The following is a 21,067-nucleotide window of genomic DNA, read 5'->3' as shown; positions in this document are numbered from 1 at the left end:
GATGAGTTATGAGACAGCCTCTTTTCGTTGCATATATAATCATTCGTATTTAGTTCATTTGAAAATACCTATGATTGTGGCATTTCTATTTCTATAAAGTCCTCTTTAGGTCCCTCACAAGTAGGGCAGCAGAAAGAACTAGGAAGAAATTCGAATTTTGTATTTTCAGGTATACCTTCATCAGGCATTCCCATACTTTCATCATAGATACTTAGACAGTTTTGACATTGATAAACACTTACAGTTGTTGAAGCAAGCTTTTTCTTTGGTTCGTCGATGTCATAGTTACTATTATCTAAGTTTTCGTAATAAAGATGACTTAATTCAATAAGAATAGGAGGTATTGCCTCTTTTGGTATTCTTTTTACAAAAGGAATATATTTTGGCTCGTTGCAATTAAAATCCTTAGCGTAGAGTACATTATAAGTACTTTCTCTAGTAGAAGAAGGGATACTTTCAATCACTACAGATGTGAAAAGAATTACAGGCTTAGTTTTTATGGTAAAAGTAAGACCATAAGTACTAATATCTTGTTTATCTAAAGCTCTTACTAAGTAATTTTTAAGATCAAGTGCTTCTTTATCAAGTACTGGTAAATGCCAGTTTAATTCTAAAGATGAATGTCTAACATTGATGCCAAATTTACCTAGGAGTTTTTCCCATATAATGATATGCTTACTATCAATTCCTTTGACAATAAATGACTTCCAAGGAGTGATTGTAATCTTACCGATATTCGTTTTAAGACATACTTCACAAAGCTCTTTTAAGAAAGGAATATCAAAGCTATTATTTCTCCAATAAAGACCTAGCCAATATTTACCGCTCAACATACGGTGCATTCCTTCATAATAAGGGAAAGGGCCTGTTGGTAGTGAAAGAGGTTCTGTTTTAGCAATAGTGTTAATGTCTAAAGTGCTAACAACAGTTTTCCATACCTTTGAGCTATTAATATTTTTACCAGGTACATGAAGACCTTCAAAAGCCTTAACTACTTTTGCAATATCATAGTTATAGATTAAGCTAGGACATTCCCAAAGCACTTCATCATGTTCCTGTTCTCTTATGAATAAGTACCAATATCCTTCTTTTTCTGAAGCAATAAAATTAAGATGCCCCGTGAATAAAGGGACCATTGTCTGTGCTGGATCAATGATATTTACTTTTAATTTTGGTTGAAAATCAAAAGTATCAAGAATATAATGGTAAGTGTGTGCTGCTAACCAACGTGTACTTGGAATTACATCCAAGGCTACGTAAGAAGTTACAATATTTTGAAATTGCTCACCATCACAATCAAAAGTTGTTTTGATAGACTCAAAAGTTTCTTTCAGTTTAGGTCTACTAATTTTTGGTGGAGCAAAAAGAATATCTTGTCTAGATCCAAAGTGAATATGATCTACTTCTAATTCTTCAGCAACTTGTATAATTTTAAGAAAATCACCAGGAGAAGAGATTCCTCCTTTGATGAAAATTCTTACTAAATCTTCTTTTTCTAGTGTATTCTCTAATTGTTCGATCATACTATATGGAGTTTGTGAAGTAAGCTAAAGTTTGTTTACTCCTATAAAGTAACTAATTTTTCTGCATTGTTTTTCAACATTTCTTGAAGTTCGGTCTTACAGCTACCGCATCCTAAGCCCGCACCTGTTTTTTCGCAAAGTGTGTTCAATGTAGTACACCCTCCATCAATAGCATTTTGAAGGTTACCACTACCTACATTTGCACAAGAACAAACAACTTCACCAATTAGAGGTTCAGCATCACTTTTGCCTCTTAATAGCTCACTTCTTCGACTTCCCAATTCGGTCTCCATCTCAATGAGCTTTTTGTAATCAGCAAATTCAGCTTTGTCACCTAATAATATAGTACCTACTAAACGATCATCTTTAATGATACATTTCTTATAGAAAGCTTCGGCTTTATCTAGTAAGATAACTTCTTCGTAGCTTCTATCTTTTGGTGGTATATCAATAACACCCAATGAACATAAACTAAGATCAGAGAACTTTAAGATATTCATTGGAAGTGTACCACTATAACGGCTTAATAAATCACCAGAGATAAAGCGTGCACAAGTATCAGCTTGTTCTTCAGCTCCAGCAGTAGTACCATTTAGTTGTCCTTCAAATTCAGCGATCTCACCCATAGCAAAGACATCTGGGTCAGAAGTCTGAAGGTATTCATTGATGGTAATACCTCTTGATGTTTTTAAACCAGCTTCTTTACCAATTTCAATGTTTGGTCGAGTACCGATCGCATAAACAATTGCATTACTTTCAATAGTTCTACCACCTTTTAGCTTTGCTTTGTAGAGTTTATCTCCTTGTTTTTCAATTGTTTGAACTTGGTCGTTGAGCAGTACCTCAATTCCCTTATCCTCACAATGGTGAAGAAGTAATTCTGAAGCTGTAGGGTCCAATTGTCTATCCATCAACCTGTTGGCTAATTGAATAATTGTAACATCAATTTCAATTTCTCTCAATGATGCAGCAAGTTCTAAGCCTAAAAGACCACCGCCTACAATGATTACTCTTCCTCCTTTATTATCTAAATATTGCTTTAGATTGTCTGCATTCTTCTTATTCCTCATGGTGAAAACACCTTCGAAATGAATAGGAACATCAGCAGGAACAAATGGTCTACTACCCGTAGCAATAATTAGTTTATCATAGTTATATCGATCTCCAAATTGATCTACAATTTCTTTGTTGTCTCGATCAACACTTTGGATACTTTTATTCAAGTGAATTTTAATACCTAATCGGTCAAATTCAGATAATTCATCGAATTTCTGTAAATCTTTCCATAACAGCGTCTCATTGACATACTCAGGTAAAAGTACACGATTGTAGAATGGAGTACTTTCTTTTGAGAACACCTCAATTTCATCCTCTTGATTAATCCCTCTATAAGTATAGATAAAACGGTAAGCCGCTGCACCCGCACCTACAATAAGAATTTTTTCTTTCTTCTTTTTATATTTCTCAACTTGAGCAGAAGAGAATTTAAAGTCAGGCTCCTTAGAAATAGGGTCAATAGCATTGGCCGTAAGGTTATTTGTTCGAGCAAAAATACCATTACTTATTTTACCCCAGTGCATTGGCATAAAGATTACGCCTTCTTTAATATCTGTAGTGACAATAACATTAACTCTACAGTCACCTCTTTTGGTGGTAATGACAGCAGTATCACCATCATTAAGACCTCTTTCTGCAGCGTCTTTAGGGTGCATTTCTAAGAAAGGGTCTGATATATGTTGATTTAATTTATTGACTTTACCTGTTCTTGTTCTTGTGTGCCACTGATCTCTAATACGACCTGTTGTTAGAATTAATGGCATTTCCGGAGTAAGAAGATCTGAATTATTTTCAACTCCAGAAGTTAAGATTTGAGCTTTTTTATTAGGAGTGAAGAATTGTTTGTCTTCGAATAATCTATCCGTACTTTTTCCGTTTACATAAGGCCATTGAACTGATCTTTCTTTCTTTAAAGTATCATAAGTTAGTTCAGCAATATCAATGTTTGTTCCTTTTGTAAGTAAAGCATGTTCTTTGAAAATATCTTCAGTAGATTGATAATCAAATCCATGGTAACCCATTTTTTGAGCAAAACGGCAGAAGATTTCTGTATCAGGAAGTGCTTCACCTGGAGCGGGAAGTACTCTCTCTAAATGACTTATTCTACGTTCAGAATTCGTCATTGTACCTTCCTTCTCTAACCATCCAGCAGCAGGAAGAATCATATCTGCATGCTCGATAGAATCAGCTTTATTTGAAATATCTTGAACGATAACAAACTTCGCTTTCTTTAATGCCTCTTCAACAAGCTTTGAATTTGGTAAACTAACCATTGGATTGGTACATACAATCCAGACTGCTTTCATTTCTCCTGAGTGTAATGCTTCAAACATCTCAGTAGCTGTTTTACCAGGTTTCTCTTGGATGTGATCCACGCCCCAGAAATCGGCCACTTTTTGTCTATGCTCAGGATTTTTTAAATCATGGTGAGCAGCTAGGAGAGAAGCCATACCACCTACTTCTCTACCACCCATTGCGTTAGGTTGGCCAGTAAGTGAAAATGGTCCTGCACCAGGTCTACCAATTTGACCTGTAATTAAGTTTAAGTTTAATAATGCAAGGTTTTTATTTGTTCCTTGAGCACTTTGATTCAAGCCCATCGCCCACATATTGATAAATCCTTTTGCGTTACCAATATATCGAGCAGCTAATTTTATTTCATCTATTGTTACCCCTGTAATAGCACTTGCTTCTTTCAGAGGTCTTCTCATTACCTCTTTTCTATATTCATCAAAACCATCGGTGTGATTTTTGATAAAATCCCAATCTAAGTCCCCTTCTTCAATGATGGCTCTACCAATAGCTTGGTAAAGTACCACGTCGGTACCTGGCTTTAACTGTAAGTGTAGATCGGCGATTGCACATGATTGTGTTTTTCTAGGATCAATAACAATAAGTTTAGTATCAGGATTTTTTTCTTTATGTGCCTCAATCCTTCTGAATAAGATAGGGTGACACCATGCGGGATTAGCACCTGCAATCATGAAAGTATCTGCAAGTTCTATATCCTCGTAAGAAATGGGGACAGTATCTTCACCTAAAGTTTTTACATAACCAACAACGGCACTACTCATACAAAGCCTTGAATTCGTGTCAATGTTGTTGGTTTGGAAAAAACCTTTTGTAAGTTTATTGGCTAAATAATATTCTTCAGTAAGACACTGACCAGATACATACATACCTACTGAGTCAGGTCCATATTTTTTTATAATTGATTTAAACACAGCCGCAGCTCTTGTAAAAGCTGTATCCCAGTCCACTCTTTGCAAGTCATGTTGTTTACTCCATCGCATTTGCGGATAAAGCAAACGGTCTGTAGTATCTTGAACTACATAATGTAGGTTCATGCCTTTTGAACATAACTTCCCTTTGTTGACTGGATAATTAATATCTCCTTCAACTGTTAATTTGCCTTTCGCATCCTTTTTAACATCTATGCCGCAGCCTACTCCACAATAGGAACATGTTGATTTGTATGTTGAGATATTTTTCATAATCTAATTTGCTAAGTTAAAAGTTAGGGCAACAAACATTGTTGCCCTATTTTAAGCATGTGTTTGTTTTAGTGGTTGCTTACGACTACTCCCTCAAATGGTTTTGAGAAGTAATACGTACAACACGAAAGTAAAAGTAAGTAAAAATACGTAATTGTACGTACTTTTAATGTGATTTTTTTAATAAAAACACGTAATTTATAATGAATACAAAAAAATCCCTACTCAGAAAATTAAATTCTAAGTAGGGATTCTCTATTTAATGAGTACTTAAAAATTGAAATTAAGTAGTCATTTCTACGTGTTTTTATAATAATTCAGCCTTTAACGAAGCAATTTCATTCACCTTTGCAATTAATTCAACAGCACTCTTAACCTCCATCTTTTTCATAATGTTAAAACGGTGGGTTTCTACAGTTCTCACACTTTTATTTAATATACCCGCAATTTCTTTACTACTCTTTCCGTGAACTACATATTTCAAAATCTCTTTTTCTCTCTTAGTGAGATCAATATTCGCAGAAGTTTCGGTAGTAACTGTTTCAGTAACAGGTTCAGTGTTATGTTTCATATTTAGGTACCCTTCTACCAATACTTTTGAAATATCACCACTGAAGTACTTTTTACCTTCATGTACAGTCTTTATTGCTTTAAGGAACTCATCACTACTTGAATCCTTTAAAAGATAACCACTAGCACCTTTTTCTGCTGCATCTAATATATATTCAGCATCATCGTGCATTGAAAGGATTAAAACCTTGGTAGTGGAGCTGTATTCTTTAATTTTTGAAGCAGCCATGATTCCATTCATCACGGGCATTCTTATATCAATTACGAGTACATCAGGTTTAAGTTTTTTACATAACTCCAATGCCTCTTGTCCATTAGCCCCTTCTCCAATTACATTTATTTCATGACTGTTTTCCAACAGTAGTTTGATACCATTTCGGACAACAACATGATCATCTGTAAGTACTACTGAAATTTGACTCATTTATAATAATTTTTATTGATGTGAGTTTATACTAGTGCAATATATAAAAATTACTTAGTTATTCTCTATTTATAGGTACTTCTACTGAAATTGTTGTTCCTTCTTCAAGCTTAGAACTTACTTCAATGGTACCTCCAACAAAACCTGCTCTCTCTTCCATATTTAGAAGTCCATTACCACCTCCTTGAATCTCAAGGTTTTTCATATCGAACCCTTTGCCATTGTCAACGATACTAATGTAAAGGGCTTCAATATCATGTTCAAGGTCGATTTTAACTTGCTCGGCTTCAGAGTATTTGATAGCATTATTAACGGCTTCTTGTACAATTCTGTAAATATTCGTCTCAATATGTCTTTCAAATCTCATATTGAAATCTGTTTTGTTGTTGAATAAAACAGTTACATCAGAAAGTCTACTTGTTTCATTGGCAAACCTAGTAAGTACGGCGTTGATTCCATAATCACCTAAAGTGTTTGGAGATAAATTGAAGGAAACTCTTCGTACTTCTCGGATGATATTTTTAAGTAAATTTCTAGATTCTTTAATTTTATTAGCAGAAGATTTTGTATTACCACCATCAAATGATTCCAAGCTGAATTTTAAAGCTGTCAGTAATTGACCAATACCATCATGTATATCTTTTGATATTCTTCCTCTTTCTTCTTCTTGGCCTTTTAAGATCAATAATGAACGTTCTTTTTGCGTCTCAATATGTTTGTCAATTTCTTCTTGATTGATCTCTTTTGATCTTTCTTCCGCTTCTTTATCTTCTGTAGTATCTCTACCAATGATAACGATTGTAGGTTTATCCCCATGAAGCATTGTAAATGTAGCCTCGATCCAAATATAATCCCCTTCACTGTCTGTTATCTGTAATGTCCCTACCCAAGTTTCTTGACTTAAAGCTGTTTCAAGGACTTCTTGAATCATCTCTTTTTTATAACCTTCCAATGTCAGCCAATGGAAAATATTCTTGGGGTGATCACCATGTTCTACTTTCAAGATCTCCAGCAAGGCATCAGATACATAAGTGATTTCACCGTTTTCATCTGTTTTGGCTAATAACACATTAAGCTTTTCTTCGTTGTCTTTTGATTCTGAAAGAAATTGATAAGATTGTCCCAGTGACCTATATAACTGATCTATTTCAAAAATTTTATCTTGTGTTTCGCTTTTAGCTTTTTCTAACTCATCAAAAGTTTTTCTAATTCTTCTAGCTGTTGGACGGAATACATACCCTAATTCGAAGAAGAGTAAAATAAGTGTGATGATAAATAAAATCAGAGAAGTATTCTGAATATCGTCTAACTTCTTATTTGCGTCGTCTGAATATACACCCACTAACAAATCCATATTGGTGAGGTAGAAGGCTTCATTTGAAAGTATATCTTGACTAATATCCGAATCTTCAAAGCTGTTCTCTAAGGCTTCTTCAACATCACTCACTATTTTTGAATGAAAAGCATCTACTTTCTCATAAAGTTCTGTAGCTTTTTTGAAAGAAATAGAATTGTCTATTTGGTCATTATAGTTGCCTAGTTCTTTATGTGCGATTTTCCACTCTTTCAATGCATTCTTTAATTCACCTAAGTAAGGTGTGGTTTTATTGTTTTCAATGAGTAATACACATTTGGTAATTTTTTGGCTAAGCATTCTTTGTTTTCCTGCTTTGTTGATTAAATCAGCATCAGCGTTTTGTTTTTGAGAGAAAGAGTGGAAAACAATCTGAGAAATACTCAATAATAATATGATGGCTGTAATAGCCGTAAAATAGAGCGTCCAAAGCTTTTTCAAACTTAGATGTTCAATTTTAGAAGCTAGGGTAAATGTATTTTTAGTTTGTTCCATAGTTTAAGTCAAGTTTAAAGTAAAGAGTAGTTTAGTTCGTACACTTTTTTATTTTTATAAATAGGGTAGGGAGACAATAAAAGTAGTGCCTTCGTTTTGGCTACTTATACATTCTACTTTTCCCTCCATGCTATCTACATATTTTTTTACAATAGAGAGCCCAATACCAGTAGATTTTTCACCTCCGGTAGGCTTTGGGCCTAAAGTTTGAAATTTTTGATAGAGTTTTTTCTGATCTTCTTCAGAAAGACCAGGTCCTTGGTCAGTTATTTTAACCTGAACAAAATCTTTTACTTTTTCAATGCTAACAGCAATTTCAGTATTGGAAGGGGAAAACTTTATAGCATTTGAAATCAAATTTTCATAGATCTGAATACTATGCTGTTTGTTTGCTTCAATTAATCCATCAGAAAGTAAATTGTAGGTCAATTCTATATTTTTTCGTTCAGCTACTCCAGTGAAGTCATTGATGACTTGATCTAATACTTCTGATACTGAGAAAATATCTTTTTCAGCTTCTTTGTTGACTTTACTTTCGTTGTTTTCAGAAACTCTAGCATCTAAAATATCTTCAATCATTTTATTCATTCGATGCATAGCATTTAATGAACCTGACACACACAGTTTTTCATCTTCATCTAAGTTAGTGTCATCAGTATTGAGCATACTCAATAAAGTAATAGAACTTGATAAAGGGTTTCTCAAATCATGGGCGACAATACTCAATAAGTGGTTTTTATCGTTATTCGCATCTTCTAGTTCATGATTCTTTTCTTCGATTAACTCTTTTTGCTCTATAATATGATTATTAGCTTCTTGTAGCTGTTGTTTTTTGTTGTTGATGTTTCTGTAAGTCTTCTCATTCTGAAGGGCAATTCTAATGTAGATGGCTAAGTTTCTTAAGAGGTTCAATTGATAGCTATCAAAAGCATTGGCTTCAAAAGATTGAATTGTAAAGACCCCAATTGGTTTTTTGTGTTTGGCAACCAAAGGAATATAAATGATGGACTCTGTATTTTTCCCTGCAATAGGCTGTAGAACTTCTTTTACATAGTTACGGTGATCTGTACTGAATTTTTGGATGAAAAATTCTTTTTTCTGGTCAAAACACATTACAGCCAATCTCATTTTATCTTTTAAATCAAAAGATTCATCTTTTATCACCTCATCATGTTCATAGATATAAGGGAAATCCAAGGAATTTTTCTTCTCATTGTATAAAGCAATACCAAAAACAGGGGTATTGATAAGTCCACTTATACTTTTATAGGCCGTTTCGATGATTTCCTCTAAGGCAAGTTTTGATGTTATATCTCTACCAATACTACTCAAATGTTCTAAATCTTTATACCCTTTACGAAGTGATTTAGCTTGTTCGTCGATTTCTTGGTTTTGTGTTTCTAATTTTTGATTGGATCTTTTTACAAGGTTATTAAAATGAAAGAGTGTCACCACCAAGAGTAGGGTCAATGACAATGTCACGACCAAAATATTTCGGATAGTATTTTGTTGAGAGATTTCCAACTCTTTTTGAGTGAGGCGAAGCAATCTAATTTCTGATTCTATGGTAAGAAGTCCAATCTCTCTTTGTTGGTTCTTTAAGGTGTCAATTAATCCATCTTCTTGAATTGATAAGTCCCAAATTAAGTCAGTAACCTTATCCCCAAGATATTTTCGGATGAGTTTATTTGTGTCAACCCTAAACTGAGGTTGCTCACTTGCTTTCGTAAGCGGCTGTAACCATGTAGAATTACGAGGTAAAGTAATGGCTAAACCTTCATTTTCTACCTGATAAAAAATCTGTCGGTGAAGCTTTAATCCTTTAGAAAGTGCGTAAGCATAATTAGACAACTGAGTATAGCCCCATATATCATTACCTTCAGCAATATTTCCAATCAAATCTTCAGAAGTAGAGATGTAAGAATACTTTAGAGCAGGTAAGGCTGTACCTTTTAATTTTAGGAGGTTACGCTCAAAAGTTGAGTTTTTTATAGTGATAGCAGGAAGGGATTGTAGAGCATTATTAAAATTTTCTTGTTTTTGAAATAAAGGAACATTCTCAGAAGAGACAATAATTTCAATGTCCGGCATATAACTCGGGAGGTAGGCAATATTTCTTTTACGTTCGGAAGTAATTGTGATACCCGACATTCCAAAGCACCCTTCAGAACTTGTTTTTACTTTTTTATAAAGCTCGTCCCATGAATCTAGCGGTACCCATTTGATGTTGATGACGGCTTGCAACTCTTTTCGTTGTTGACGAATAAGATTAGTGAACATTTCATACTCAATACCCGCCATTCCACCAGTCGGTAACGAATAGACAAAAGGTTTATTTTGAATGTAATATACCGTAATGTCACCCTTCTTTGTTTCTTTGATCTGTTCCCAAGATGACTGTCCAAAAATGGATGATGAAAGCCCTAAAAAAAATAGAATTAAAAAATATTTTGCTATGCCCATTGCTCTTATGAATTGATTCATCAAAATTATTCATTTCAAGTTAAATTATCACATTTTTTTAGCATTCTATTCACAATAAATTCCAAGTTCAAATATTATTATCCAAAACATACGCTTTACAAGTGCCACCCATCGATTAATTCTATACAATGAGAAGGAAATGTATTAACAATTAATCCTCTAGAATTAACAATTTAATTTAAACTTGTTGCATCAATACACTTAATTCCCTCTAAAATCTATCTTATATTTGCATTTTTGGATGACTTACAACAAATAAACTTTATGGAATCTTTTGGATTATACCTTCAGCTTGGATTAGAACATATTACCGATGTCAATGGATATGATCATATCTTATTCATTCTGGCTTTAATGGCTTCTTTTAATGCTAAATCATTGAAGCATGTATTGATTTTAGTAACAGCATTTACATTAGGGCACTCTGTAACATTGGCACTATCCACTTTGGAGATTGTATCAATAGATGCAGACTTAATCGAAACTTTGATTCCTGTAACGATTTTAATTGTCTGTATTTCTAACCTCTTTAATCTCGGGCAAGCAAAAGGATCTCCTTCTTATCTAAAAGAAAAAAGACCTATTAAAAGATACTTTGTTGAAGCTTCAGTCTTTGGTTTGATTCATGGTCTAGGCTTTTCTAACTTTTTAAAATCATTGTTAGGTAGTGAGGAGCAAATATGGGAACCACTTCTAGCCTTCAACTTAGGACTTGAAATAGGCCAAATTATCATTGTTTTAATTTGTTTGTTGGTTAATTCATTGATGCTAAGATTAACGATGTGGCATCAAAGAGATTGGAACTTATTTCTTTCTGGAGGTGCATTTGTTTCAGCATTAATCATTTTAGTAAATTAAGCACAATGAAAAAGCATAAAGTAAATAGTAAGGCCATAGTCTCTTACCCTAAAACACCAGCATTTTTTGCTCTTGGATTATTTGTCTTTATCCTTATTACTATCACTTTTGGTACCGTAAGATGGATGACAATCGGAGGTTTTGAATGGTATAAATTACTACTACTACTTTCTACCTCAATCATCACATTATTCATGTTTGTAAGAATAATGTTTGTCTATAAGACAGTCACTTTTAAAGGAAATATTGTGATAGAGAAATACCCTTTGAGAGTTGGTTCTTCTTTTGAAACAGACTTAACCAAGTATTTACTTTTTTGGGAGGTGAAGCAAAAGACAATAGGAAAGAAGCAATTTGATGTTTTGGTACTTCAAACAAAAATTGGCCAACCTATCGTTATTTCGAATAGAGAAATGACAAATTTCCCTGAAGTTGTAAAGTTTATGGATTCAAGGTTTAAAAAATATCATGTTTCTAAAGTGAAATAGGTGATTTGAAGTATTTTATGTAATTTATTATCATATATATACTTACATAAAATACTACCTAATCATTTTATTGCTTGAATACTAAGACTAAAATATTCTCTATAGCATCACTGATCTTATTGACAATTCTACTCGTTTTTCCTCGCACAAGACTTATTGGTGGAATAGGTCTAAGTTTGGAAACCGTCTTTTTGTTATTATTTATTCTTGATGCTAAAAACTCAAATTCTTCTTATTTTCTATTACAGAAGCTTTATGATCATGTTTTTGTTTTTGATAAAAACTGGAAGCTGACATTTGCCAATGATGATACGGCACTGAAGTCAACCTTAAATAGTGCAATTTATCCAATTACAAATGAGGTTATTCATGATTTAAAGAAAGACATTCCCGATCATTATGGTTCTTATGAATATCAACTGGGGAATGATGCTTATGATTTAAAATGCCTACCTGTTGATAAAAATGCTTCTTTGATGCTTATCAAAGATATAACTGAGCTTAAACGAAAGGAACAAAAATTATCAAATTTAAACTTTGAATTAAAGGAGCTTCTTCATATCAAAAAAGATGAGTTACGGTTGAAAAAGGAAAAGTTTAAAACCATTTTTGATAAATCTTCCGATGCTTATTTTTTATTGGATAGTCAATTCAATATTTCTATTTATAATGAAAAAGTCACCAACCTTTTTGGTAAGGTGAATGAAATTTCTTTTTACAACTGGCTGAGTAGGCACGCTCCTAGAGAGCAAATGAAGGGAGGTAGATCTATTGCTTTATTTAAGTCCATGCAAAAAAGTTGTGATGCTCAGGGAGAATTACGTTTTGAGTGGCAATTTTTCACATCCAATGGAGAAGAGTTTTCTACTGAAATAAGCTTGACTTTATTACCAATTTCTCAACAGATCGTTTACTTTATGATCATCCGAAATATGATGGATCAAAAGAAAATAGAGACAGAGCTAAGAAAAAATTTAGACAGAGAAAAAGAGCTCAATGAGATGCGTTCAAAGTTTATTTCGATGGCTTCACATGAATTCAAAACGCCTCTAGCTACAATTATGACCAATATGGATATCATTGAACTAGCACTCAAAAAGAGGGCATTGAATCTTGGAGATCTTAAAATAGAAAAATTCTTTAAAAGGATGCGTTCGGAATCCAAAAGACTCAACTTACTTTTGGATGAGGTGTTACAACTAGGTAAAATTGAAGCAGGGAAAACTCCTTTTGCTCCTCAAAATATTTCGATAGACCAATTTATTGACGAATACTTGACGGAATTTAATAATAGAACACGTCCGCAACAAGATATTATTCTTCTAAAAGAAGTGAAGAGAAATGAAGTTTGGATTGACCCCACATTAATGGGGCATGTTTTGGATAATTTAGTTTCAAATGCCATAAAATATTCTAATAAGGAAGTTTACCTGCGATTATTTTCATCTGAAGAAGCATTGAGAATTGAAGTTGAGGATCATGGAATTGGTATCCCTCTTTCTGACTTCTCGAATCTTTTTGAATCATTTTTTAGAGCAAGTAACACTGAACATGTTCAAGGGACAGGATTAGGCCTTGTTATTGCCAAAGAATTTGTGGAAATGCATGGTGGTGTGATTGTGTGTGAATCAGAAGAGGGAAAAGGGTCAGTTTTTAGGATTGCAATTCCATTTAACTAAACAAAATCAAACAATGAGCAATGATAACCCTGATTTAGGAAAAGAAAAGATAAGAAGTCTATTAATCAAACTTTCGGTACCAGCGGCAACAGGAATGATGGTCATTGTGCTTTATCAAATGGTCGACACTTTTTTTATTGGTCGATGGGTAGGAGCATTGGGTATTGCCGGAATTTCTGTAGTAGCCCCTTTAGTAATGTTGATTCAAAGTATTGGTATGGCCATAGGCATGGGAGGAGCATCTTTGATTGCTAGAGCTTTAGGAGGTCATGATCCTAAACGGGCCGTAAAGATTCTGGGAAATCAAACTTTACTTACTCTTGGTTTGACTCTTATTGCTATTGTAATCGGCTTTTTATTCGAAGAACGACTTTTACTGTTTTTTGGAGCCAACGGAGAAATCTATTCCTATGCTCAAGAGTACTATGCTATTGTTATATGGGGAATGCCATTTCTTACGTTGTCAATCATGAGTAATAATGGCATCCGTTCTGAAGGGAAGGCAAAAAAGGCAATGATGGCCATGATTGTGCCGGGTGTCACAAATATGATTTTGGATCCCATTTTTATAGCGGGATTTGGATTAGGAATGAAAGGAGCAGCCATAGCTACCTTATTTTCTTATATTTTTGGTTTCTTATACATTGCCTATTATTATCTATTTCAAGACACTGTTCTTAAGTTTACTGCGGCCGCTTTTGTGTGGGATGCAGAAATTATTAAAGAGACATTGGCTTTGGGGACAGCATCATTTGCAAGGCAGGGATCGTCCAGTATTATTGCAATACTTTTAAATCACATCTTGTTTGATTATGGCGGGGAAATTAGTGTGGCGGTGTATGGTATCATCAGCCGATTATTTATGTTAGCTACGTTCCCAATTATTGGTCTTGCACAAGGGTTTCTAACCATTTGTAGTTACAACTATGGTTCTAGGGATTTTAAAAGAGTACGGCAAGTCATTTATGAATCTATCAAGTACGGTATCATTATCAATACAGTAATCGTTGCTGTTATCTTTTTCTTTGATACAGAATTAACTTCTCTGTTTACAAAAAATGATGAACTTATAAAACAGAGTATACCCGCAATTTATGGAGTCATGCTTGCACTGCCTTTAATAGGCATTGGTGTGATTTCGAGTATGTTTGCACAAGCTTTAGGTCGAGCAAAAGATGCACTACTACTGACATTAAACCGACAAGTATTATTCAGAATACCAATGGTTTTAATCTTCTCCTACTTTTGGGGCTTAAAAGGAACATGGGTTTCATTTTTTGTGTCAGATATCTGTTCAATTATTGTTTCGGGGTATTATATGAAAGATAAAATGAGTAGATTAAATAATTATATTCAAAAACACGAACCAAAGAGAAATGAGTAAGCTCAAAGACAAAATTATTCACGAAGTAAAAAAGACCTTTTTAGTAACATCTTACTTTGCCATCGGATTCAATCTGTTAGTACTTTTGGTAGGTTTGATGGTAAAGGAAGTAGAGTTAAAGGTAGGATATTTTGGTGCTGCCACCTTTTCTGCAGCTCTTATCGGTAAAATTGTAGTTATTCTTGAAACTGTTGGAATAGACCTAAAACTAGGTCGGACAAAACTTTTGAATGTGGTCATAATGAAATCACTACTTTATACTGTGGTAATTTTTATGGCTATTGTGCTAGAGGATATTATCAAAGGAATGGTTTCGGATGATCTTACTTTCAGAGAAGCTTTACATCATCTTATTGCTTCTTTTAATTCCAATTTTTTCCTAGCCAGATGGATTTATATGTTTGTTCTTTTTGGGTTATACCATTTTATATTTGAAGTAGACAAATTTATGGGTACAACTGAGCTTTTTGATATGGTATTTTCAAGATTTTATAAACCCAAGCAAAAAGAATATGTCGCCTTGTATGTAAGGTGGAATTATGGTGTGTCCGAAATTAATGGTCAATTAAAAGCACTTCAAGATTATACACATCAAGTCAATCAAATTTTACCAAAATACCAAGGTACAATTGCGTCTTATGATTTAGATGGTATGTTATGCCTTTGGGAAAATACCAAGGAGTATAATTTTTATGATCAAGGAGTATCCTTCTTCCGACAATTATTACAACTTCCTCATAACTTTAAGATCCAAAATATAAGAGGAGGCATCACAAAAGGCCCCTTAGTAGAAGCGGAAATTGGGGGTTTCTTAAAAAAGGAAATCTTAAGAACAGGTGAAATCATTGAAGAAGTAAAAAGGGTTTCAATGCAAGAGACAGGAGTACCTTTGAAGGAGGTTTAATCTGAGGTTATAGTATTAGAATGCTTCTCCATGTGTTGCTGCTATTATTTTTTGAGTGGCTTTGTTTGAACCTTTCAATACCTGTAGAACGATGTTGGTGATAAAGTTTTTACCAAATGATTGCTGAAGGAGTCTACCCGCTTTAAGTCTTGTTTTAAAATGATACTTCCATTGTCTTGCATATTCTTCATTCATTTCACTCCATATCAATTCATCGTTTAAATATTGATCGAGGAGTGGAGCGATGATCACGCTGGCATGCATGGACATACTCATTCCATTGCCACATAGAGGGGCGATTAGACCTGAGGCATCGCCAATCATAGGAATGTTTTTTTCGATGATATCTTTTTTTGAAAAATCAATTTGAGCAATACTTAAAGGTTTTTTCCAAAGACGTGTATATTGAAGGTATTTCTTAAGGAAAGGATTTTTCTGAAGAACGTTGTTCTCTAAGTTTTCAATATTTCCTTCTCTATGAAATACTTTGCCACTTACCATGTAACACATGCATAAAATATCATTTTCTACTTTTGAGAGACCACAATATCCACCTTCAAAGTTATGCAGCTCAATTTTATGGTCATCAAAATCGCCTTTAAGGTGGTATTTTACTGCTACAAAATGATTTAATCTCGATTTGCTATTGTCAATATAAGACCTGTTGAGTCTGTGGTCAAGGTTTGATCTTTTACCGAAAGCACCCACTACACTTCGAGCAATGTACGTGTCTTTTTGCGTAGTGATTTCCCAGTACTGATAGATTTCCAGTATAGACTGTGCAGTGGTTTTTGTTAAAACAGTGACTCCTTTTTGAAGAGCAATTTTATATAAAGAATCATCTAATAAATGGCGGCTAATACCAATTCCTCCAGAGGTTAAATCACTTTCTAAATATTCTCCGTTAGGTGCACTGACTAAAAGGTCTGTAATTTTAGGTAAATGTAATGTGTTGTCATCAATGCCAATTCTTCTCAAAAAGTCCCATGATTCGGCCGCGACATATTCGCCGCAAACCCGATGAAAAGGATATTCTTTCTTTTCCAAGAGTAAAACATTCCAGCCAAGGTCAGCCATTTGGATGCTTAGTGAGAGACCTCCTAAACCACCTCCAATTATACATACATCATACATCACCTAAAAAATTAAAAGCCAACGAAAAGCCCACTTCCAATACAATTTGTAATTAGTGATTTGGGCATTATTCATAATATTTTGAATGTCTTTTTTTGAGAAACTTCGAGCAACAGAAAGACAAGCATCATTTTTAACTAAATAAGATTTTGAGAAGGCTTTTGTCAGCCATTTAATACTATAATAAGCTAAAAAGTGTCGGTGTAGATCATTCATTATACATCCTTTCAATGCATTTTTGTTGATCTTAAAAAACAACTCCGATAAGTCTTCTGAAGGTAAGTGATGACAAAAAAGACTACAAATGATCAAATCAAAAGAGTTTCCTTCAGACAAATAGTCCCTGTAGTCAGATTGTACAAAACGAATGGGCAATGCTTTACAGTTTTCTGAAGCATATTGAATACAATCTTCTTTTAGATCTACACCCACCAATTCTAGTTGATAATCCGATTTGAAATGCTGATAAATAGCTTTTAAAGTATCTCCACCGCCACTGCCAATATCTAAGATTCTCACTTTTTGTCCTTTGGAAGTGTTTTGAAGGATTTTTTTGATGCCTTCAAATACAACTTGATACCCTCCTAAATAAGTATTGATAAAATGTAATTCTTTAAGGTTTTGATATAAGTCCGGTGTTGGAATTTGTGGTTGATCTAATAATTCTAATTCTTTGGAACGTGTTTCTAAGTTAATCATGTCTACAGCTTATTTAAAGTCATGGCTTCCATAGTTAATCCAGGGCCAAATCCAGCAGAAAAAACAGGGCCTGTAGATTCATTTTTAGACATGAGCAGCAATACAAAAAGGATCGTTACTGAAGACATATTGCCATGTTCTGCTAATACATCATAGGAAGCTTGAATATCCTCTTTTGGAATCTCCAACACATTGCTGATTGCTTTTAAAATTCGAACACCTCCGGGATGAAATGCCCATTGTAGTTCTTGAGATGCTAAGCCCGTTTGTGCCACAACATCAGAAAGCATATTAGCAATTTCACTTTCAATCAGCTTTGGAATGTAATTACTTAATCGCATTTGAAAGCCAGTTTTACTTAACTTCCAAGCCATATCCTGTTCACCACTCAAAAGGAGTTTGGAGAAGAAGCTACCGATTTCATAAATAGATGAAATCGTATCGTCATTTGACATATAAACAGCAGCAGCACCATCAGCAAACAAAGTGTTGGCCAGAATATTATCATCGTCTTTTTCATTTTGAAAATGAATAGAACATAACTCCACATCGACGATCAATACTTTTGCATTGGGGTTACTTTTACAGATTTGATCACCAATTCTTAAAGCATGAAATGCGGCATAACAGCCCATAAAGTTGACGGTAGTTCTAATGAGGTTTGAAGGTAGTTCTAATTCTTTCATCAAAGCAATTTCAAGTCCTGGTGCAGATAACCCAGTGCACGAAACGGTAACAATATGTGTGATTTCTTGAAGTTGACTTTCAGAAATACATTTCTTTACGGCTTTTACACCTAGCTTTAGTGCTGCCTGATCAAACAGTGACATTCTACTTTCAATATCAGGAACCGTACCTTCTAGGAAATAATCATAAAGGTTATTGATAACGGAATGCCTTGTATTAATACCACTATTTTTAGAAACCAAAGCCATTAATTTCTTCTCTCTATGTTCCTCTTCAGATAAAGTAGATTGCATAAATTCCAAAATATCTTTTTGGTTGTATTTATTTTCTGGTACTGCAGTAGCGATTTGATGAATATAGGTCATTTTAGTACTTTAAGAGTGATAATAGATTATGATTTTAAATTATGAAAAAATTATTCATTTGTACCCTTTGATTTCAGATAGAGTGCAAAAAGGCTTTTTGATCATTAATAATTAAAACCAAGAAAAATCGAGATGGTTTTGAAATGCGAAAAATATATAACAAAAATTCATACATAAGGCAGATATGTTGTTCATTCGCATGAGGTTATGAAAACTTGCTTCTTTTTCATCTTTAAATGTTTTTATCATCCAAACTTGAAACCAAATTAGAAGGGGAAGCAAGAATAATATATAAGTGATGAAAGAACCTTGTTGTAGGATTTCAAAATAATAGAATAATAGCCCTCCAGCGATACCAAACAGTATCATACCAAAATAAAAAGTTCCTTTAATACCGAGCATCATGCTGATACTTTGATCTCCACTTTCAGCATCCTGTTTGTGTTGGTAGATCTGCGACATAGGGTAGGCCCCACCTATCATAAATGAAGTGGCTAAAGCGGCATAAATTTGATGGGATTGAAAAAATGAATCTTCAGAAGCACTAATTCCTTCATTTACCATCCAATATGTCACAAAGCCTTGAAAGATGAACACTGTTAAGAAACCTGGAATTGGATATTTTTTTAATCGAATTCCCTTGTAACTATAAGCCCTTGACATCAAAATATAAGCAACCATAAGGACTGTAAATGTAGAGTTAAGAAAGAAAAGTGAAATATTGACCGCAAGAAAATCCATGGTCAGAGTACACCAAAAAAGCAGATTGCTGGGCAGTGGAGGTTTCTCAATACCGCCTATACTCTCTGTATCTCTATCCATATAGCTGTTGTACCCATTGCTTGCAGGGTAAACCAAAAGATGTAATACTAAAAAAACGATTAAAGCATTTACCCAATCAACTTCCTTTGTTTGACTTAGTGCAAAAAAATAAACAGGCATTAAGTAAATTGAAAAAGGGACTCTGAGAAGAATAATAGTATTTTTAATTGTTTGTTGGTCAAATTTCATAATAATTTGTGTTCTTTAAACGCTCAGATTACGAGAGTTTTAAGGATGTACTGACTTTTGTATAAGTTAAAACATATAAGTACAATAAAAAACAATTCTGCATTTTGATTGTTTGTTAAGCATCGGTTTATTTTTCTACAATGAAGAAACTTATTTTTATCGCTCTTTTTTTACTGGCAAATACTCTTCTCGCTCAGGAAAAAGAAAGTCAACGTTTTTTACAGAGGGGAGATACAATATTCCCAATAGAATTGAGGGACTTAAAAAATAAACCTTACATCACTCCCGGAATTGGGGAAAAGGTCTTATTGATTTTTTATCCAGATCCTGATAATCCTCATCAGAATGATGAGTTTGTCACTGAGAGTAAACAATGGAAGTTTCCATTGGATGAGTTTCTGGCTTATGGAATTGTGAACCTGAAAGATACCCCTTTGCCGAACCCTATCATAAGGTTTATGCTGAGGATGCTACGTAAAAGATCTAAAAGAGAGGCGAATGCATTGGTGTTGACTGACCCAAAAGGCACTTTACAAAAAGAGTGGAATACAGGAAATTGTAATAATGCAATTACGATTTTGTTAGTAGATAAAACTGGTGAGGTGTTATTTTTCAAGGCTGGAAAACTTACAAAAGAAGAAACTGATTTTGTAATTCAAGAAATATGCGATCATCTAACAACATGTCATAAAATGACACCTGAAGAAATGAAGGAGTTTGAGCTGGATGATTGAACAATTACTGCTCTGATTAAATAGAAAGTATATATAATGATAACTAAAAAGAAATTTTGTATTAAAAGAAAAAAAGAAAGTGTAATATTAGAACTGAAACTATTTAGAGTGTATTCTGAATTTCACTAATATGTCGGTTTCAGAACTGCTCTCGTAACTTAAACCACTTTTTTATGGATACTGTTGACAACGTATCTGAATGGGTAAATGACTATTCAGATGAATTGTTTGCTTGGGCTTTAAAAAGAACACAAAACGTACATTTGTCGGAAGATTTAGTACAAGACACATTTGTGGCGGCTTATCAATCTGTAGAACGTTACAAAGGAGAAAGTTCTCCTAAAACGTGGCTTCATTCTATTTTGAAACATAAAATGATGGACCACTTTAGAAAAGAAAAGGTAAAAGAAAAATATGAGAATCAGTCTGCTTTTTTTCAAAAAAACGAATCATGGGATAAGCATAATAATCCAACACTTTGGTCCACTATGGATGTGACACTGTTGGATAACCCTGGTTTTAATGAAGCATTTGCGTCATGTTTGGAAAAATTACCACAAAAATGGAAGACAGCTGTAGTAGGGAAATACCTTACAGACAAAAAAGCGGGGGATATATGTAAGGAACTTTCGATTACTACGTCAAACTATTGGCAGATCGTTCACCGCGCAAAGTTAAATTTAAGAAATTGTATAGAACTGAATTGGTTCCAAGATTAACCCT

General features: G+C 33.9%; 16 protein-coding genes. 7 read left to right on the top strand and 9 right to left on the bottom strand.

The features are described from left to right. Positions 1 to 68 precede the first annotated feature (68 nt). The 5 genes from PL77_RS18370 to PL77_RS18350 form a co-directional block, all read right to left on the bottom strand. The gene (locus tag PL77_RS18370) at positions 69 to 1,523 is read right to left on the bottom strand and encodes a rubredoxin (protein WP_044208577.1); all 1,455 of its coding nucleotides are present in this window, start codon (positions 1,521 to 1,523) and stop codon (positions 69 to 71) included. Between the two features lie 41 nt (positions 1,524 to 1,564). Further along, positions 1,565 to 5,074, bottom strand: coding sequence for a nitrate reductase (locus tag PL77_RS18365; RefSeq protein ID WP_044208575.1), 3,510 nt, complete (start codon positions 5,072 to 5,074; stop codon positions 1,565 to 1,567). A 307-nt stretch (positions 5,075 to 5,381) separates the two neighbouring features. Beyond that, entirely contained in the window at positions 5,382 to 6,068 is a 687-nt protein-coding gene (locus tag PL77_RS18360; RefSeq protein WP_044208573.1) for a response regulator transcription factor, read from the bottom strand. 58 nt (positions 6,069 to 6,126) lie between these two features. Beyond that, the gene (locus PL77_RS18355) at positions 6,127 to 7,917 is read right to left on the bottom strand and encodes an ATP-binding protein (RefSeq protein ID WP_044208570.1); all 1,791 of its coding nucleotides are present in this window, start codon (positions 7,915 to 7,917) and stop codon (positions 6,127 to 6,129) included. Positions 7,918 to 7,971: 54 nt separating this feature from the next. After that, positions 7,972 to 10,401 (bottom strand): ATP-binding protein, encoded by a 2,430-nt coding sequence (locus PL77_RS18350; RefSeq protein ID WP_044208567.1) that lies wholly within the window; start codon positions 10,399 to 10,401, stop codon positions 7,972 to 7,974. Between the two features lie 264 nt (positions 10,402 to 10,665). Between PL77_RS18350 and PL77_RS18345 the strand changes: the two genes are divergently transcribed. The 5 genes from PL77_RS18345 (at position 10,666) to PL77_RS18325 (ending at position 15,714) form a co-directional block, all read left to right on the top strand. Further along, on the top strand, positions 10,666 to 11,259 hold the full coding sequence (locus PL77_RS18345) for a HupE/UreJ family protein (protein ID WP_044208564.1): 594 nt from the start codon (positions 10,666 to 10,668) through the stop codon (positions 11,257 to 11,259). 5 nt (positions 11,260 to 11,264) lie between these two features. After that, on the top strand, positions 11,265 to 11,747 hold the full coding sequence (locus PL77_RS18340) for a hypothetical protein (protein WP_044208562.1): 483 nt from the start codon (positions 11,265 to 11,267) through the stop codon (positions 11,745 to 11,747). Positions 11,748 to 11,821: 74 nt separating this feature from the next. After that, complete coding sequence (locus tag PL77_RS30780; protein WP_156152420.1) at positions 11,822 to 13,426, top strand: PAS domain-containing sensor histidine kinase; 1,605 nt, start codon at positions 11,822 to 11,824, stop codon at positions 13,424 to 13,426. 13 nt (positions 13,427 to 13,439) lie between these two features. After that, positions 13,440 to 14,810, top strand: a complete 1,371-nt coding sequence (locus PL77_RS18330) for an MATE family efflux transporter (RefSeq protein WP_044208559.1) — start codon at positions 13,440 to 13,442, stop codon at positions 14,808 to 14,810. Next, positions 14,803 to 15,714, top strand: coding sequence for a hypothetical protein (locus tag PL77_RS18325; protein ID WP_044208557.1), 912 nt, complete (start codon positions 14,803 to 14,805; stop codon positions 15,712 to 15,714). The genes PL77_RS18330 and PL77_RS18325 overlap by 8 nt, the downstream gene beginning before the upstream one ends. A gap of 15 nt (positions 15,715 to 15,729) precedes the next feature. Here PL77_RS18325 and PL77_RS18320 read toward each other — a convergent pair whose 3' ends face one another. The 4 genes from PL77_RS18320 to PL77_RS18305 all read right to left on the bottom strand — a co-directional run bounded on the left by PL77_RS18320 (position 15,730) and on the right by PL77_RS18305 (position 19,610). After that, the gene (locus tag PL77_RS18320; protein WP_044208556.1) at positions 15,730 to 16,848 is read right to left on the bottom strand and encodes an NAD(P)/FAD-dependent oxidoreductase; all 1,119 of its coding nucleotides are present in this window, start codon (positions 16,846 to 16,848) and stop codon (positions 15,730 to 15,732) included. 3 nt (positions 16,849 to 16,851) lie between these two features. Then, positions 16,852 to 17,547: a methyltransferase domain-containing protein gene (locus PL77_RS18315; protein ID WP_044208554.1), complete on the bottom strand. Its 696-nt coding sequence runs from the start codon at positions 17,545 to 17,547 to the stop codon at positions 16,852 to 16,854. Between the two features lie 2 nt (positions 17,548 to 17,549). After that, positions 17,550 to 18,599 (bottom strand): type III polyketide synthase, encoded by a 1,050-nt coding sequence (locus tag PL77_RS18310; RefSeq protein WP_044208552.1) that lies wholly within the window; start codon positions 18,597 to 18,599, stop codon positions 17,550 to 17,552. A gap of 111 nt (positions 18,600 to 18,710) precedes the next feature. Continuing rightward, positions 18,711 to 19,610 (bottom strand): UbiA family prenyltransferase, encoded by a 900-nt coding sequence (locus PL77_RS18305; protein WP_044208550.1) that lies wholly within the window; start codon positions 19,608 to 19,610, stop codon positions 18,711 to 18,713. A 140-nt stretch (positions 19,611 to 19,750) separates the two neighbouring features. On the opposite strand from PL77_RS18305, the gene PL77_RS18300 reads away from it, so the two are divergent. Beyond that, complete coding sequence (locus PL77_RS18300) at positions 19,751 to 20,344, top strand: YtfJ family protein (protein ID WP_044208549.1); 594 nt, start codon at positions 19,751 to 19,753, stop codon at positions 20,342 to 20,344. A 173-nt stretch (positions 20,345 to 20,517) separates the two neighbouring features. Then, positions 20,518 to 21,063: a sigma-70 family RNA polymerase sigma factor gene (locus tag PL77_RS18295; protein ID WP_044208547.1), complete on the top strand. Its 546-nt coding sequence runs from the start codon at positions 20,518 to 20,520 to the stop codon at positions 21,061 to 21,063. Positions 21,064 to 21,067: the final 4 nt, after the last annotated feature.

The organism is Flammeovirga sp. OC4 (assembly GCF_000812565.1).
In the GTDB taxonomy this organism is placed as follows: Bacteria; Bacteroidota; Bacteroidia; order Cytophagales; family Flammeovirgaceae; genus Flammeovirga.
The sequence above is the reverse complement of the archived record's forward strand: the minus strand, read 5'-3'. Positions and strand labels throughout refer to the sequence as shown.